This is a genomic window from Brachybacterium sp. (assembly GCF_052095815.1).
Classification (GTDB): Bacteria; Actinomycetota; Actinomycetes; order Actinomycetales; family Dermabacteraceae; genus Brachybacterium.
In genome coordinates this window covers 106,078-119,660 of sequence record NZ_JBQDLF010000005.1, presented here as the reverse complement: position 1 = coordinate 119,660, position 13,583 = coordinate 106,078, and the positions used below count along the sequence as shown (strand labels likewise).

Below are 13,583 nucleotides of genomic sequence, written 5' to 3'. Positions count from 1 at the left end.
CACTTCACGGAGCGGTGGTGCCGATCGGACCCAGAGGTCCGGGCAGCACCGCTCCTGGCTTTCCGGGTCGCGTCAGCCACAGGCGGTCGGATCCCGCGACCCGAAGGCTGTCGCCTCCCGCGTTGGTGCCGTCCTGCTGGGCCTGACCTTGCTGCTGGCAGGATGTGCAGCCGGTGGCACGAGTACCGAGGAGACCGTGCCCGGCACCGGAGCCGCCAGCACCGGCACCGTGGAGGAGACGCTCACCGAGGACCCCGCCCTCGATGCGGCATGCGCAGCCTTCTGGGGCGATCCGGATTACACCGATCCGCTCTCCAGGACCACCCTGGACCGAGCCGCGACCGCCCCGGAGGCGGGACCTACGGACCCTTTCTTCTATGAGATGACCGGGGACGACATCGACAGTGCTTTCGACGCAGCCCCCACGGCGGCGAAAGAGGCCGCAGCGGCACTGTCAGAGTGGTTCCGCACGGAGCCCGAGCGGGGCGCCGAGGCGGATGGCGACGCCTTCCGCATCGCCTGGGACGGAGTGGCCGGCAGCTGCAGCGGAGTCTCCGCCGCGGCGAGCTGGGCCGTGGGTCCAGGAGCCGACGGCACCAAACCGGCGGCCCTGGTCTGTGCTGATGTGTTCGACACGCCCGGCACCCTCACCCATTTCGGCAACGCCAATGTGCTGACCTCGAACATGTTCAAGCTGGTGGGGCTCTCTGCCCGGGAGGTCCCTGCGGATCGGATGGACGAGGTGCGGGAGACCTCGGACCTGCTGACCGCGGAGATCCTGGCAGTGGACGATGACGCGGTGGCCACAGCCCTCGAGCAGGTCCGCGTTCCGTTCCAGGACGCACTGGCGGGTGACTCCTGGTCGGACGGCCTGGATCAGCCGCTGACCGCGCTGAGCACCGCCTGCACTGACGCCGGGTACTCCTCACCGGACCCCGGGGAGATCGAGAACGGCGCCGTCATCGGCGCGAACGCCGCCCGCGAGGACGGCATGGACTACGGAGAAGGCTCATGAGCACACTCGACGTCATCGTCGCGACCATCGGCAGAGCGCATGGACTGCGCGGCGAGGTCGCACTGATCCTGCGCACCGACCAGCCCGAGGAGCGCCTGCAGGATGGCACCGCCTTCGACGTGCACGTCGACGGCCGTGCCCGCACGCTGACCGTGGGGCGATCCAGGCGCCAGCAGGACCGCTGGTACGTGAGCTTCGACGAGGTCGCTGATCGCACCGACGCCGAGTCCCTGCGCGGCGTGGACCTGACGATCGCGGTGGATGAAGAGCAGGAGGCCGACGAGGACCCCGAGGCCTGGTACCCGAGCCAGCTCAAGGGCCTGATCGTGCGCCATGTGGACGGCCGTGAGCTCGGCACCGTCATGGGAGTGGAGCACTACCCGGCACAGGACCTGCTGGTGGTGCGCACCCTGGACCGCCGTCGGGTCCAGCTGCCGCTGGTCGACGAGCTGGTGCCCGAGGTAGACATCGAGGCGGGCGTGGTGATCGCCGATCCTCCCGGCGGACTCTTCGACGCCCTTCCCGAGGACGAGCAGGGCCCGGAGCCGGAGACCTCCGCACCCCCGCGCGGGAAGCGCTGAGACCGACGATGCGCATCGACGTCATCACGATCTTCCCCGAGTACCTCGCGCCGCTCGAGCTGTCCCTGATCGGCAAGGCCCGTCGCGAGGGCCTCGTCGACCTGCACGTGCACGATCTGCGGCAGTGGACCCATGACCGCCACCGCACTGTGGACGACTCTCCGCTGGGCGGCGGCGCCGGCATGGTGATGAAGCCCGAGCCCTGGGCAGCAGCTTTCGCCGGGGTGCGCGTCGAGGGCCAGGAATCCCTCGGGGTCGACGTCGAGCCCCTGATCGTCTTCCCCAACCCTGCCGGGGCTCCCTTCGTCCAGGCCACCGCCCAGGAATGGTCACAGCGCGAGTGGATCATCTTCGCCTGCGGCCGGTACGAGGGCATCGACGAGCGGGTCTACGAGCATCTCGCCGATATCGGCTGCGAGGTGGCGCTCGCTTCCCTGGGCGACTACGTGCTCAACGGCGGCGAGGTCGCCGTGCTCGCGATCACCGAAGCGGTGGTGCGCCTGGTCCCCGGGGTGGTCGGCAATGCCGAGTCTCTCGTCGAGGAGTCCCATTCCGACGGACTGCTCGAGTACCCGCTCTACACGAGGCCCGCCAGCTGGACCGATCCCCTCGGGATGGTCCGGGAGGCGCCGCCGATCCTGCTCTCCGGGGACCATGCGAAGATCGCCGCCTGGCGTCGTGAGCAGTCCGTCCAGCGCACCGGTGAACGCCGCCCCGACCTGCTCCAGTGACCCGGACACCCGCAGCCGCCCGGCCTGCGTGACGCAGACGACAGTTCCGTACGCTGTGACCAGCGGCGACGAGAGGTCAGGGGCTTGCCGCGACTGGTCCCGCGCTGGCACAATGACCTCTTGTGCGCACCGCGCGCTCCTCTGCCTCAGGGGAGGGGCGCAGCAAGCGGTCGGGATGTTCCGTGGCGATGGGAGTCGCCGCCAGAGTCCCAGCACACCGGTACGGGGAGTTCGCTCCTCGCCGGATCGACAGTTCATGACGGGCCTCCCGCATCTCGGGAAGCTCGACGAACGAAGCTGTCCGACCTGAGGCGGAGGGCTGGAGAAGCATCATGCAGAAGCTCGATGAGCTCGACAAGGCCTCGCTGCGCGAGGACGTCCCCGCGTTCCGCGCCGGCGACAACGTCAAGGTCCACGTGAAGGTCATCGAGGGCAACCGCTCTCGTATCCAGGTCTTCCAGGGCTACGTCATCGGCCGTCAGGGCCACGGCGTGGGCGAGACCTTCCGCGTCCGCAAGATCTCCTTCGGCGTCGGCGTGGAGCGCGTGTTCCCCGTGCACGCACCGACCGTCGACAAGATCGAGGTCGTCACCCGTGGCGACGTCCGTCGCGCGAAGCTGTACTACCTGCGCAACCTCACGGGCAAGAAGGCCCGCATCAAGGAGAAGCGCGACCACTCCTGATCTCAGGAATGTCCCGCGACAACGCGAACGGACGGCGGCGGCCCCACTCGGTGGTGGCCGCCGCCGTCTGCGTCGTGCTGCTGCTGGTGATCGCACTGCTGGCGCGGGAGTTCGTCGCCCAGCCGTTCCGTGTCCCCTCGGCGTCGATGTCGCCGACCCTCGAGCCCGGTGACGTGCTCCTGGCGGACCGATCGCAGCGCGGCACCGCGGAGCGCGGTGACATCGTGGTCTTCGACGGCATCGGGTACTTCGCCCCGTCCGCGTCCGACGGCGACCGCTACTGGGTCAAGCGTGTGATTGCGATCGATGGAGACCGCGTCACCTGCTGCGATCCGAACGGCGCGATCACCGTGGATGGCGTCCCTCTGGAGGAGCCCTATCTGCCCGAGGGCACGGTCCCCAGCGAGATCGAGTTCGATCTGCAGGTCCCCGCAGGTCATATGTTCGTGCTCGGCGACAACCGCGCCGACTCCACCGACTCCCGTCACCTGCTCGGCGCTCCGGGCGGTGGGATGGTCCCGCTGGACCGCGTCGTGGGGGAGGCGGATCGCATCGTGTGGCCTCTCACTCGCAGCGGTGCCCTCTGACGCCCAGCATCTGCCGATAGGATCACCGCGATGAACGCGTCCGAAGAACCTCGCCCTGCTGTGTCCGATTCTGCGGACCCCGCACCTGGTGAGGACCGCTCCGACGCGGAGCGCGACTCCGAGCGCACCCACCGCCGTCAGCGGATGCCGCTGTGGCTCGACACCCTGGTCACCATGGCGGTCGCCCTGGTCATCGCCGTGCTGGTGAAGACCTTCCTGATCCAGCCCTTCTACATCCCCTCCGCTTCGATGAACCCGACCCTGCTGGAGAACGACAAGATCCTCGTCTCCAAGCTCAGTCCCGGAGTGTTCGACCTGCAGCGCGGGGACGTCATCGTCTTCGAGGACCCCGATGATTGGATCCCGGGCGACGCCACGGAGAACCCCACCCCGCGGGTGCGGGTGATGATGCTGCTGAGCATGGTGGGCCTCGCGCCGGACCCCTCCCAGGACCACCTGGTCAAGCGGCTGATAGGGGTGTCCGGCGACCGTGTCGTCTGCGAGGAGCAGGGCGGTGTCCTGGAGGTCAACGGCACGCCGCTCGAGGAGCCCTACATCAACCCTCAGACCTCTGCCTGCCAGGTCGCGTTCGATGTCACCGTCCCGGAGGGGAAGGTGTGGGTGATGGGCGACAACCGCTACGCCTCCGCGGACTCCGCCTGGCATGAGACCCAGGGAGACGGCGGCTTCGTCGACGAATCCGACATCACCGGCCGGGCCGAGGTCATCTTCTGGCCCACCAGCAGCTGGGACCGCCTGAACGACGGCCGCGAGACCTTCGCGACCGTTCCCGAGACGCCGTGAGCAGCCCTGCCCCCACCCTCGACCTCGAGCTCGCGCTGGCTGCCCGTCGAGGGCCCGGGCCTCGCATCGTCGTCGGCATCGATGAGGTGGGCCGCGGTGCGCTCGCAGGTCCGGTCGCCGTCGGCGCGTGCGCGATCAAGGTGGTCGACGGTCGAGCCCTGGCACTCCCCGAGGGTGTGAGGGACTCCAAGAAGCTGACCGCTCGGCGCCGCGAGGCGCTGGTGGACCCTATCCGCGCCACCGCCGCAGGCTCTTCGGTGGGCTGGGCGAGTGCCGGAGAGGTCGATGAGATCGGCATCATGCCTGCCCTCACCCGTGCCGCGCTGCGCGCGCTCGGTGCCCTCGAGCTGGAGATCGACGCGATCGTGCTGGACGGCGACGTCGATGTGCTCTCCGCCGCGCTGAGCACCGGCTCCGGACCGGCGCCGCTGGTCGAGCTGAGGGTCGCCGCAGATCGCGACTGTGCGAGCGTCTCGGCGGCCAGCGTCCTGGCGAAGGTCGCGCGTGATGCACACATGGTCGAGATCGACGCTCTGGCACCGGACTACTGCTGGGCCTCCAACAAGGGCTATGGCTCCGCTGTGCACCGCGAAGCCATCGACCGGCTCGGTCCGCATGAGCATCATCGCCGCAGCTGGCGGCTGAGCTCCACCGTTCCAGCGGCGTCGCCGACGCGCACGCTCTCTGTACCGACTGCGCTCTCTGTGCCGACTGCGCTTCCTGTGCCGACCGAGCCGGAGCCGTCTGACCCAGCGCTGGTGGCGGCAGCAGCCTCGACCACCGCTGGCGTACTGTGGGACGACGATTGGCACCTGTACGAGGGGAAGGAGCGTCGGTGAGCGCCCAGGAACTCGAGAATTACGAGTCAGACCTCGAACTCCAGCTGTTCCGCGAGTATCGCGATGTGGTCAGCCTGTTCACCTACGTGGTCGAGACCGAGCGCCGGTTCTACCTCGCCAACCAGGTGGACCTTCAGGTTCGCTCCGGCGGCGGCGAGGTGTTCTATGAGCTGCGGCTGGCGGATGTCTGGGTATGGGACATCTACCGTTCCACCCGGTTCGTGCGTTCGGTGCGGGTGGTGACGTTCAAGGACGTCAACATCGAGGAGCTCAACAAGCAGGACATCTCCCTGCCCTGAGCCGAGGGTCCGGGCTGCGCCAAGCCGGGCTGCGCCGGGCCATTCTGCGCCGGGCCTTGCTGCGAAGGGGCGCGTGATCCGAGCGGTTCCGCACCGCGGCGGCGCGCGACCGTTCCTCCACAGCCCTCCGTCATCCCCAAGATCCGCGCACCGGTACCGCGCTCGCTGAGCTCCCACCAGGCTGACTGGCATGAACAGTCTCGCCACAGCTCCTGATCCCTCGGCAGGGCGCCGCCCGGACCGCCGCCCCCGGCCCGCCGCCTCGGCAGCAGCCGACGGGCCCAGGCCGCCTCAGATCCCGGGCCCTGCAGCGCAGCCGCCGGTCATCGGCCCGGTCGCCGTGCCCAAGCCACGACGCGTGCGGGACATGTCCACCCGCGAGCTCGGGCAGGCGGGGGAGGACCTTGCTGCGGAGCATCTGCAGGCCTGCGGGTGGCAGATCGTGGAGCGCAACCTGCACCTGCGCCAGGGAGAGCTCGACATCGTCGCCCTCGCGCACACCACGCTGGTGTTCGTCGAGGTCAAGACCAGGCGTTCCTTCGTCACCGGCGTGCCGCAGGCCGCTGTCACCCCCGATAAGCTCCGAAGGCTGCGACGCCTCGCGGGTGAGTACTTGATGGAGCGATCGACCCCGCATCGAGATGTGCGGATCGATGTGGTGGCCGTGCACGCCCATCTCGATGGGACCTTCTCCCTCGAGCATCTCGAGGCGGTGTCCTGATGGGACACGCGCGCACCCTCTCGATCAGCCTCACCGGCCTGGAAGGAACTCTGGTCGAGGTCGAGGCAGACGTCTCGATGGGGCTGCCGGCCTTCTCCCTGGTGGGACTTCCGGACTCCTCGACCCTGCAGGCCCGTGAACGCGTGCGCGCCGCGGCAGCCCGCAGCGGGGTCCGGCTCGCCTCGCGCCGCATCACGGTCAACATGACTCCGGCCTGGCGGCCCAAGCGAGGTTCGGGTTTCGACCTCGCCATCGCGATGGCGGTGGTCGATGCCCAGGGCGACCTTCTCGTCCATGTGCCGGCGGACACCGTGCTGCTGGGGGAGCTGGGTCTCGACGGGCGCCTGCATCCGATTCCAGGAGTGTTGCCCGCACTGCTCGCAGCCCGCTCGCTCGGCATCACCCGCGCCATCGTCCCTGAGGAGAACCTGCCTGAGGCGCGCCTGGTGGAAGGGATCGAGATCGATGGCGCCGCCGACCTCACCAGCGTCCTGCACCGCTACGGCGCCGACGTCCCGCCCTCTCCCGTGCGAGACCCGAGCACTCCGACGCCTCCCGAACCGGTGGCGTCAGCGGAAAGCGGACTCGCACTGGACTTCTCCGATGTGATCGGCCAGGCCCAGGCGAGGCGCGCCGCCGAGGTCGCGGCCGCCGGCGCGCATCACCTGCTCCTGACGGGCCCGCCAGGAGCAGGGAAGACCATGATCGCCTCCCGTCTTCCCGGGATTCTCCCGCGACTCGGCAGCGCGGACTCCCTGGCCGTCTCCGCGATCCACTCCCTGGCCGGCCGCTTTGATGCCCGTGCCGGACTGCTGAGATCCCCTCCCTTCGAGAATCCCCATCACACAGCCTCCACCGCGGCCGTGGTCGGGGGAGGGTCGGGACTCGCCCTGCCCGGTGCGATCTCCCGTGCCCACGCCGGGGTGCTGTTCCTCGATGAAGCACCGGAGTTCTCCTCGCGAGTGCTGGAGGCGCTGAGGGAGCCTCTTGAGACCGGAGACATCACTCTCCACCGGGCCCGAGCGGTCACCCGTTACCCGGCACGCTTCCAACTGGTCTTAGCGGCGAATCCCTGCCCCTGCGGGATGGCCTACGGCAAAGGAGACCTCTGCCGCTGCACACCTCTGCAGCGACGTCGTTACCTGGCACGGCTCTCGGGGCCCGTGCTGGACCGGATCGACATGCGGGTCGAGGTCCGTCCCGTCGATGTCCACCGGGTCGAGGCGGAGCTCGCAGAGCCGAGCGAAGTGATCGCCGCCCGGGTGGCCACAGCTCGTGAACGACAGCTCGCCCGCTTCAAGGGCCGGGCGTGGTCAACCAACGCTCACCTGCCCGGTCCGCTGCTGCGGAAGGAGTTCTCTCCAGCCCCGTCCGAGCGCCGCCTGCTGGACCACGCCGTGGCACAGGGCCGGCTCACCCTGCGCGGGCACGATCGCGTGCTGCGACTGGCCTGGACCCTCGCCGACCTGGCAGGGGCGCTGCGCCCCACCGCTGAGCACATCGGACTTGCCCTCACCCTGCGCGAAGGAGAACCACGATGACCACCCCGACATCACCGGAGAGCGCGCCGGACCGCTACGGCGCCCGGGCATCGGCTGAGCAGGATGGTGCGGCCCGGATCACCTGGTCCGTGATCGCGGAGCCATCGGATTCGGTCGCGATGCTCGCCTGCACCCTCCTCGGACCGGTGGCGGCTCTCGATCTGGCCCGGCACGGCAGCAGCACAGATCTGCACCGCGCCCTCGGCGGCCAGCTGCCCGCACAGGCCTCGGATCCCGCCCCGGGAACGAGCCGTTCACGCGCCGAGCGAGCGCTCTCGCGGTGGCGGGCCCGGCTGGAGACCATCGTGCTCGAGGAGATCCTCGACGATGCCCAGCGGCGACGGATCAGGATCCTCACGCCGCAGGACGCCGAATGGCCTGCAGCGTTGGACGACCTACAGGAGACGCGTCCGCATTGCCTCTGGCTGCAGGGGCCGGGCCGGCTCGACCAGCTGGCCGGTGAACGATGCATCGCCCTGGTGGGCTCGCGGGCCTCCACTCCGTATGGCGAAGACACCGCCGGTTCCCTGGCTGCCGCCTTCGCCGCCGGTGGCGGTACCGTCGTCTCGGGCGGGGCGTACGGGATCGACGCCGCCGCTCACCGCGGTGCGCTCGCCGCCGACGGAGGAGCAACCCTCGCCATCCTCGCCGGAGGCCTGGACCGGCTCTATCCGCGAGGCAACTCCGATCTGCTGGAGCGGATCCGAGACCGGCACCTGCTCCTCAGCGAAGCGCCCCCGGGCACCGCCCCGACCCGATGGCGGTTCCTGGCCCGCAACCGCCTGATCGCCGCCCTGTCCCGGGCGACGGTCGTCGTGGAAGCGTCCTGGAGATCCGGAGCGCTGTCCACGGCTCGGCTGGCAGATCAGCTCTCGCGGCCGGTCGGAGCTGTGCCCGGACCGATCACCTCCGCAGCCAGCGCCGGCTGCCACCGCCTGATCAGGGAACGCGGCGCAGTGCTGGTGACAGAGTCAGCGGATCTGTTGGATCTGCTTCCCGGTGGCCCTGCCGCCGGGGAAGGCAGCTGGGCGGTGCAGGATGAGCTGGACCTGCTCAGTCCCGCAGACAGAAGGGTGCTGGACGCCGTGCCGCCGAGGTCGAGCATCTCCCCAGCCCGGCTCACGGACGAGATCGGCTTCACCGCTCAGGAGGTGGAGGCGGCCCTGGCGCGGTTGGGACTGCTGGGGCTGGTGGTGCGGACCGCGGAACGTGTCCGGCGCGCCCCCTGACCCACCGCGCTCCCGACACGATGCATCTCGACGCGCCCGGCCAGCGGCGCACTCACCTCTCCCACGTCTGCGTTTCGCCACGCCTGCCTTTCGCGTGGGTGCACGGCACGGACCTGGATGCACGACACTGAGGGGTATGAGCACCGAGTCCGGGCACGCAGAGGGGACTGTCGTCGAGGACTTCGTCGCGCACCTCCGCCTCGAACGGGGACGTTCCGAGCACACCGTGCGCGCATATCGCCAGGAGGTCGCCGGGCTGGTCGAACATCTGCGGGATGCCGAACGCATCCCCGTGGCTGAACTGGACGTCGCGGCGCTGCGTTCCTGGCTCGCGGAGCGGGCCGACACCGGGGCGAGTGCGAGCACCCTTGCCCGCTCCGCGGCGGCGGCACGGACCTTCACCTCCTGGCTCGCGGCGACGGGACGGATCCCGCACGACGTCGGGGGAAGGCTGCGCGCACCACGGCGAGGTCGCCACCTGCCCACCGTGCTCACCGGAGACCAAGCGGGCGAGCTGCTCGATGGGTTGAGCGCACCGGAGCCCGCCCTCGAGCACGCAGGCGCCACTTCTCAGGACGCCGCGCCCCCGGACCCGGTGGAACGAGCGGTGAGGCTCCGTGATGCAGCTGTCCTGGAGCTGCTCTACTCCTCCGGGCTCCGGGTCTCCGAGCTGGTCGCCCTGAACCGTTCCGGCATCGACCACGGCCAGCGCACCGTGAGAGTGCGCGGAAAGGGAGACAAGGAGCGGATCGTCCCTGTCGGGCTCCCTGCGCTCAAGGCCATCGAGCAGTGGCAGGAAGCTGGTCGGCCGGTGCTGCTCGAGGCCGCGGGCGCGGCGGCCGGCGCCGACGATGCACTCTTCCTCGGTGTGCGCGGCGGACGGCTCGGCGATCGCGCGGTGCGCACCCTGGTGGATCGTCACGCGTCCGAGGCCGGGATATCCCGGCACATCTCGCCGCACACCCTGCGGCACAGCGCTGCCACCCATCTCGTCGAAGGCGGAGCAGACCTGCGCAGCGTGCAGGACTTCCTGGGACACTCCTCCCTGGCGACCACACAGATCTACACCCACGTCAGTGCCGAGCGCTTGCGCCGGACAATCGATCAGGCCCATCCTCGCGCGTGAGCTGCCGCCGGTCAGACAGCCGATGATCTCCGCTCATACGACGTGCTCATGCGACGTCCTCATGCGACGGAAGCCTGTCGCTCAGGCGCGGGAAGCCTGTCGCAGGCCGGGCCGGTGGCTGCGGACTCCACCTCCCGAGATCCACGTCCCGCTGCCGTTCTCTGAGACCGTCTCCGCGTCCCCGCGAACCCCGGAGGGCACCAGTCGCGGGGAAGTCCCGCCGACGGGGCTCGCGCCTGGGCCCGTCGGCGGCTGCACGCCACCTGCGCCGCCGACACCCGATCGCCCATCAGCCCAGGGCAGCAGGACGCTCGGCCCGCGCCCTCCGAGCAGGAGCAACGGGTCCACATAGTCCTCGCCCCGTCGAGCCCCCAGATGGAGGCACTCGGTACCCGGGCAGTGAGAGAGCTCCGATTTGTCCACGAGCGTCCCCAGCGTCGTCCCTGTGTCCACTTGATCGCCCGCCGCGACAGTCCCGGTCACTGGCTCATAGGTCGAGATGAGTCCGTCCGCATGGGTGACCGAGACGACCCCGCGCCCTGCCACCATCCCGCTGAACCTGACAGTGCCAGGAGCCACCGCGCGCACCACGACGCCCGCGACTGGCGCTGCGATGTCGATTCCTCGGTGGCCGGGACCGTAGCGATGCTCCGGTGCCTCGAAGGGCGCGATCACCTGATGGGGAGGGGGGAGCGGCCACTGCCACGGCGGCGCATCCGCCTGCGCGGGCGCGACACCCGCGAAGAGCAGCAGCAGACTCACCAGCCCCAGACGCAGCACGGCAGCCGGAGACGGGGCGAGGAATGAGATGGCCATGAGCGCCATCCTCCTCAGCAGTGTCCGCCGGCCGCTCGCGTCCAGGTCGTGCTGTGGATGGCGCGTCGCTGTGGAGGAACCGTCGGCGAACCAGCGTCCGCAACGAGTCTCCGCAAAGACTCTCCGCGACGAGTCCCTGCAATGATTCTCCACGACGAGTCCCCGCAACGAGTCCCCGCAACGAGTCCCCGCAACGAGTCCGCGCAACAAGACAGGGACGAGCCCGCGACATGCCCGCGATGAGCCGTTGACGAGCCCGTGAGGAGCATGCATCGCGGTCGCGAGGTGACGCACGACGCGCTCGGGCAGGTTGCTGCGTCAGATAGACTCTTCTCAGCATCCGGTCCGTCCGGATGACTTCGCGTGCCCATCAGGGCTCGTCGGCCAACGGTCCTCGGCCGTTCTCGCACCTCGTGTGCGGGATGCTCCGAGGCGGCCGGCACCCGGGCACCAGGCCCCACACCGTCCGGTGGTGGGGGAACAACCGAGAATGCAGGTCCTGCGCGATGACTGCGGACGCCCACGGGCGCGCCGTGCGAGCCCAGGCCCGGAGAACAGAGGCATCATCATGGCAGTAGTCACCATGCGCCAGCTCCTCGAGAGCGGCGTCCACTTCGGTCACCAGACCCGTCGGTGGAACCCGAAGGTCCGTCGCTTCATCTTCACCGAGCGCAACGGCATCTACATCGTCGACCTCATGCAGACCTTGACGTACATCGACAAGGCATATGACTTCGTCAAGCAGACCGTCATCCACGGCGGCACCATCCTGTTCGTCGGCACCAAGAAGCAGGCTCAGGAGTCCGTCCAGGAGCAGGCCACACGTGTGGGCATGCCCTTCGTGAACCAGCGCTGGCTCGGTGGAATGCTCACGAACCTGCAGACGGTCTCGCAGCGTGTGAACCGCCTCAAGGAGCTCGAGCAGATCGACTTCGAGGATGTGGCCGCCTCCGGCCGCACCAAGAAGGAGCTGCTGATGATGCGCCGCGAGAAGGACAAGCTCGAGAAGACCCTCGGCGGCATCCGCGACATGGGCAAGGCGCCCTCGGCCCTCTGGGTCGTGGACACCAACAAGGAGCACCTCGCGGTCGATGAGGCTCAGAAGCTCAACATCCCGGTCGTCGCGATCCTGGACACCAACTGCGATCCCGACGTGATCACGTACCCGATCCCGGGCAACGACGACGCGATCCGCTCCGTCACCCTGCTGACCCGCGTGATCGCGGACGCCGTGGCTGCTGGTCTGCAGGAGCGCCACGCCAAGAGCACCGGTGGCGAGAAGAACGTCTCCGCCGTCGCGGCCGAGCCCCTGGCCGAGTGGGAGCAGGAGCTGCTCAAGCAGTCCGAGGTCCAGCAGCAGGACGCTCCCGCCGAGGAGTCCGTCGCCGCTGCTGAGGAGACCCCCGCCGCAGAGGAGACCCCCGCAGTCGAGGAGACCCCCGCAGCTGAGGCTCCGTCCGAGGATGCTCCCGCCGAGGAGTCCACCGAGGAGAAGTCCTCCGAGGCCCCCGCCGCCGAGTGACCCACGGGCCCGGGAACGACAGCGTCGCTCCCGGGCCCCTCCACGGGGAGGCGCACGCCGCCCCCGCCCCTCCCGCAGCAGCTCTGACAAGGAAGAGGAACATGGCCAACTACACGGCAGCAGACATCAAGGAAATCCGCGAGTCCACCGGCGCGGGCATGCTCGACGTCAAGAAGGCGCTCGACGAGGCGAACGGCGACAAGGTCAAGGCCGTTGAGCTGATCCGCGTCAAGGGTCTCAAGGGCATCGCCAAGCGTGAAGGTCGCACCGCGTCCGAGGGCCTCATCGCCGTCGACATCCGCGACACCGAGGGCGGCCAGACCGGCACCCTCGTCGAGCTCAACTCCGAGACCGACTTCGTGGCCAAGAACGACAAGTTCGTCGCCCTGGGCGACGAGGCCGTGGCCGCGGCCGTCGAGTCCGGGGCCAGCGAGCCCGAGGACCTGGCTTCGACCCCCTTCGGCGAGGCCCTGACCAACGCCGGCGCCACCATGGGCGAGAAGATCCTGGTGCGTCGTATCGGTCGCGTCTCCGGCGAGTCCGTGTCCTCGTACATGCACCGCACCAACAAGGACCTGCCCCCGCAGGTCGGCGTGCTGGTCGCCACCGACAAGGCCGGTGCAGAGGTCGCGCGCGACGTCGCCATGCACATCGCTGCGTTCACCCCCGCCTTCCTCTCCCGTGATGAGGTCCCCGCGGACCAGGTCGCCAACGAGCGTCGCATCGCCGAGGAGACCGCGAAGAACGAGGGCAAGCCCGAGAAGGCGATTGAGAAGATCGTCGAGGGTCGTCTGAACGGCTTCTTCAAGGAGAACTGCCTCCTGGACCAGGCTTTCGCCAAGGATCCGAAGAAGTCCGTCGGCAAGATCGTGGAGGAGGCCGGCGGCACCATCACCGGTTTCGTCCGCTTCCGCGTCGGCAGCTGACCACACCGGGGCCGGACCTTCCAGGGTCCGATCCCGTCGGCCGCGCGTGAGCGTGGCCACCGCCCCGGGGCCCCCCCCCCGCGGGGGGGGGCCGCGCCGGGATCAACACCCAGGGCCCCGCGCGGGAGGGCCGCCAATAACCCGGCGGGGCAGGGCCCCCAAC

15 protein-coding genes are annotated in these 13,583 nt (G+C 69.5%); 14 read left to right on the top strand and 1 reads right to left on the bottom strand.

What is annotated here, in order from left to right; genetic code table 11:
* Positions 1-196 precede the first annotated feature (196 nt).
* The 12 genes from ACTH43_RS03785 (at position 197) to ACTH43_RS03730 (ending at position 10,156) form a co-directional block, all read left to right on the top strand.
* Complete coding sequence (locus tag ACTH43_RS03785; RefSeq protein ID WP_441443596.1) at positions 197-1,015, top strand: hypothetical protein; 819 nt, start codon at positions 197-199, stop codon at positions 1,013-1,015.
* Positions 1,012-1,596 carry a ribosome maturation factor RimM gene (rimM, locus tag ACTH43_RS03780; protein ID WP_441443595.1) on the top strand — a complete coding sequence of 195 codons (585 nt, stop codon included), beginning with the start codon at positions 1,012-1,014 and terminating at the stop codon, positions 1,594-1,596. The genes ACTH43_RS03785 and rimM overlap by 4 nt, the downstream gene beginning before the upstream one ends.
* An 8-nt stretch (positions 1,597-1,604) precedes the next feature.
* Positions 1,605-2,327, top strand: a complete 723-nt coding sequence (trmD, locus tag ACTH43_RS03775) for a tRNA (guanosine(37)-N1)-methyltransferase TrmD (protein WP_441443594.1) — start codon at positions 1,605-1,607, stop codon at positions 2,325-2,327.
* A gap of 332 nt (positions 2,328-2,659) precedes the next feature.
* Complete coding sequence (rplS, locus tag ACTH43_RS03770; protein WP_010551346.1) at positions 2,660-3,010, top strand: 50S ribosomal protein L19; 351 nt, start codon at positions 2,660-2,662, stop codon at positions 3,008-3,010.
* A gap of 8 nt (positions 3,011-3,018) precedes the next feature.
* Positions 3,019-3,597, top strand: coding sequence for a signal peptidase I (gene lepB / locus ACTH43_RS03765; RefSeq protein ID WP_441443593.1), 579 nt, complete (start codon positions 3,019-3,021; stop codon positions 3,595-3,597).
* Positions 3,598-3,627: 30 nt separating this feature from the next.
* Positions 3,628-4,401, top strand: a complete 774-nt coding sequence (gene lepB / locus ACTH43_RS03760; protein WP_441443592.1) for a signal peptidase I — start codon at positions 3,628-3,630, stop codon at positions 4,399-4,401.
* The gene (locus ACTH43_RS03755) at positions 4,398-5,240 is read left to right on the top strand and encodes a ribonuclease HII (RefSeq protein ID WP_441443591.1); all 843 of its coding nucleotides are present in this window, start codon (positions 4,398-4,400) and stop codon (positions 5,238-5,240) included. The genes lepB (ACTH43_RS03760) and ACTH43_RS03755 overlap by 4 nt, the downstream gene beginning before the upstream one ends.
* Positions 5,237-5,539 (top strand): DUF2469 domain-containing protein, encoded by a 303-nt coding sequence (locus ACTH43_RS03750; protein WP_441443590.1) that lies wholly within the window; start codon positions 5,237-5,239, stop codon positions 5,537-5,539. Before ACTH43_RS03755 ends, ACTH43_RS03750 begins: the two co-directional genes overlap by 4 nt.
* Before the next feature lie 190 nt (positions 5,540-5,729).
* Positions 5,730-6,260 (top strand): YraN family protein, encoded by a 531-nt coding sequence (locus ACTH43_RS03745; protein WP_441443589.1) that lies wholly within the window; start codon positions 5,730-5,732, stop codon positions 6,258-6,260.
* Positions 6,260-7,801 (top strand): YifB family Mg chelatase-like AAA ATPase, encoded by a 1,542-nt coding sequence (locus tag ACTH43_RS03740; protein WP_441443588.1) that lies wholly within the window; start codon positions 6,260-6,262, stop codon positions 7,799-7,801. Before ACTH43_RS03745 ends, ACTH43_RS03740 begins: the two co-directional genes overlap by 1 nt.
* Positions 7,798-9,030: a DNA-processing protein DprA gene (gene dprA, locus ACTH43_RS03735; protein ID WP_441443587.1), complete on the top strand. Its 1,233-nt coding sequence runs from the start codon at positions 7,798-7,800 to the stop codon at positions 9,028-9,030. Before ACTH43_RS03740 ends, dprA begins: the two co-directional genes overlap by 4 nt.
* 136 nt (positions 9,031-9,166) lie before the next feature.
* Positions 9,167-10,156 (top strand): tyrosine recombinase XerC, encoded by a 990-nt coding sequence (locus ACTH43_RS03730; protein ID WP_441443586.1) that lies wholly within the window; start codon positions 9,167-9,169, stop codon positions 10,154-10,156.
* An 81-nt stretch (positions 10,157-10,237) separates the two neighbouring features.
* On the opposite strand, the gene ACTH43_RS03725 is transcribed toward ACTH43_RS03730, so the two are convergent.
* Entirely contained in the window at positions 10,238-10,972 is a 735-nt protein-coding gene (locus ACTH43_RS03725) for a peptidoglycan DD-metalloendopeptidase family protein (RefSeq protein WP_441443585.1), read from the bottom strand.
* A 568-nt stretch (positions 10,973-11,540) separates the two neighbouring features.
* On the opposite strand from ACTH43_RS03725, the gene rpsB reads away from it, so the two are divergent.
* Together rpsB and tsf are read left to right on the top strand one after the other, a co-directional pair.
* Positions 11,541-12,494 (top strand): 30S ribosomal protein S2, encoded by a 954-nt coding sequence (gene rpsB, locus ACTH43_RS03720; protein ID WP_441443584.1) that lies wholly within the window; start codon positions 11,541-11,543, stop codon positions 12,492-12,494.
* 101 nt (positions 12,495-12,595) lie between these two features.
* Positions 12,596-13,420, top strand: coding sequence for a translation elongation factor Ts (gene tsf, locus ACTH43_RS03715; protein ID WP_441443583.1), 825 nt, complete (start codon positions 12,596-12,598; stop codon positions 13,418-13,420).
* The last annotated feature ends 163 nt before the right edge of the window (positions 13,421-13,583 follow it).

Excerpts from the sequence above, each read along its gene's own strand:
- rimM (WP_441443595.1), top strand. The coding sequence starts at position 1,012 with ATGAGCACACTCGACGTCATCGTCGCGACCATCGGCAGAGCGCATGGA.
- trmD (WP_441443594.1), top strand. The coding sequence starts at position 1,605 with ATGCGCATCGACGTCATCACGATCTTCCCCGAGTACCTCGCGCCGCTC.
- rplS (WP_010551346.1), top strand. The coding sequence starts at position 2,660 with ATGCAGAAGCTCGATGAGCTCGACAAGGCCTCGCTGCGCGAGGACGTC.
- lepB (WP_441443593.1), top strand. The coding sequence starts at position 3,019 with ATGTCCCGCGACAACGCGAACGGACGGCGGCGGCCCCACTCGGTGGTG.
- lepB (WP_441443592.1), top strand. The coding sequence starts at position 3,628 with ATGAACGCGTCCGAAGAACCTCGCCCTGCTGTGTCCGATTCTGCGGAC.
- ACTH43_RS03745 (WP_441443589.1), top strand. The coding sequence starts at position 5,730 with ATGAACAGTCTCGCCACAGCTCCTGATCCCTCGGCAGGGCGCCGCCCG.
- ACTH43_RS03740 (WP_441443588.1), top strand. The coding sequence starts at position 6,260 with ATGGGACACGCGCGCACCCTCTCGATCAGCCTCACCGGCCTGGAAGGA.
- dprA (WP_441443587.1), top strand. The coding sequence starts at position 7,798 with ATGACCACCCCGACATCACCGGAGAGCGCGCCGGACCGCTACGGCGCC.
- ACTH43_RS03730 (WP_441443586.1), top strand. The coding sequence starts at position 9,167 with ATGAGCACCGAGTCCGGGCACGCAGAGGGGACTGTCGTCGAGGACTTC.
- ACTH43_RS03725 (WP_441443585.1), bottom strand. The coding sequence starts at position 10,972 with ATGGCCATCTCATTCCTCGCCCCGTCTCCGGCTGCCGTGCTGCGTCTG.
- rpsB (WP_441443584.1), top strand. The coding sequence starts at position 11,541 with ATGGCAGTAGTCACCATGCGCCAGCTCCTCGAGAGCGGCGTCCACTTC.
- tsf (WP_441443583.1), top strand. The coding sequence starts at position 12,596 with ATGGCCAACTACACGGCAGCAGACATCAAGGAAATCCGCGAGTCCACC.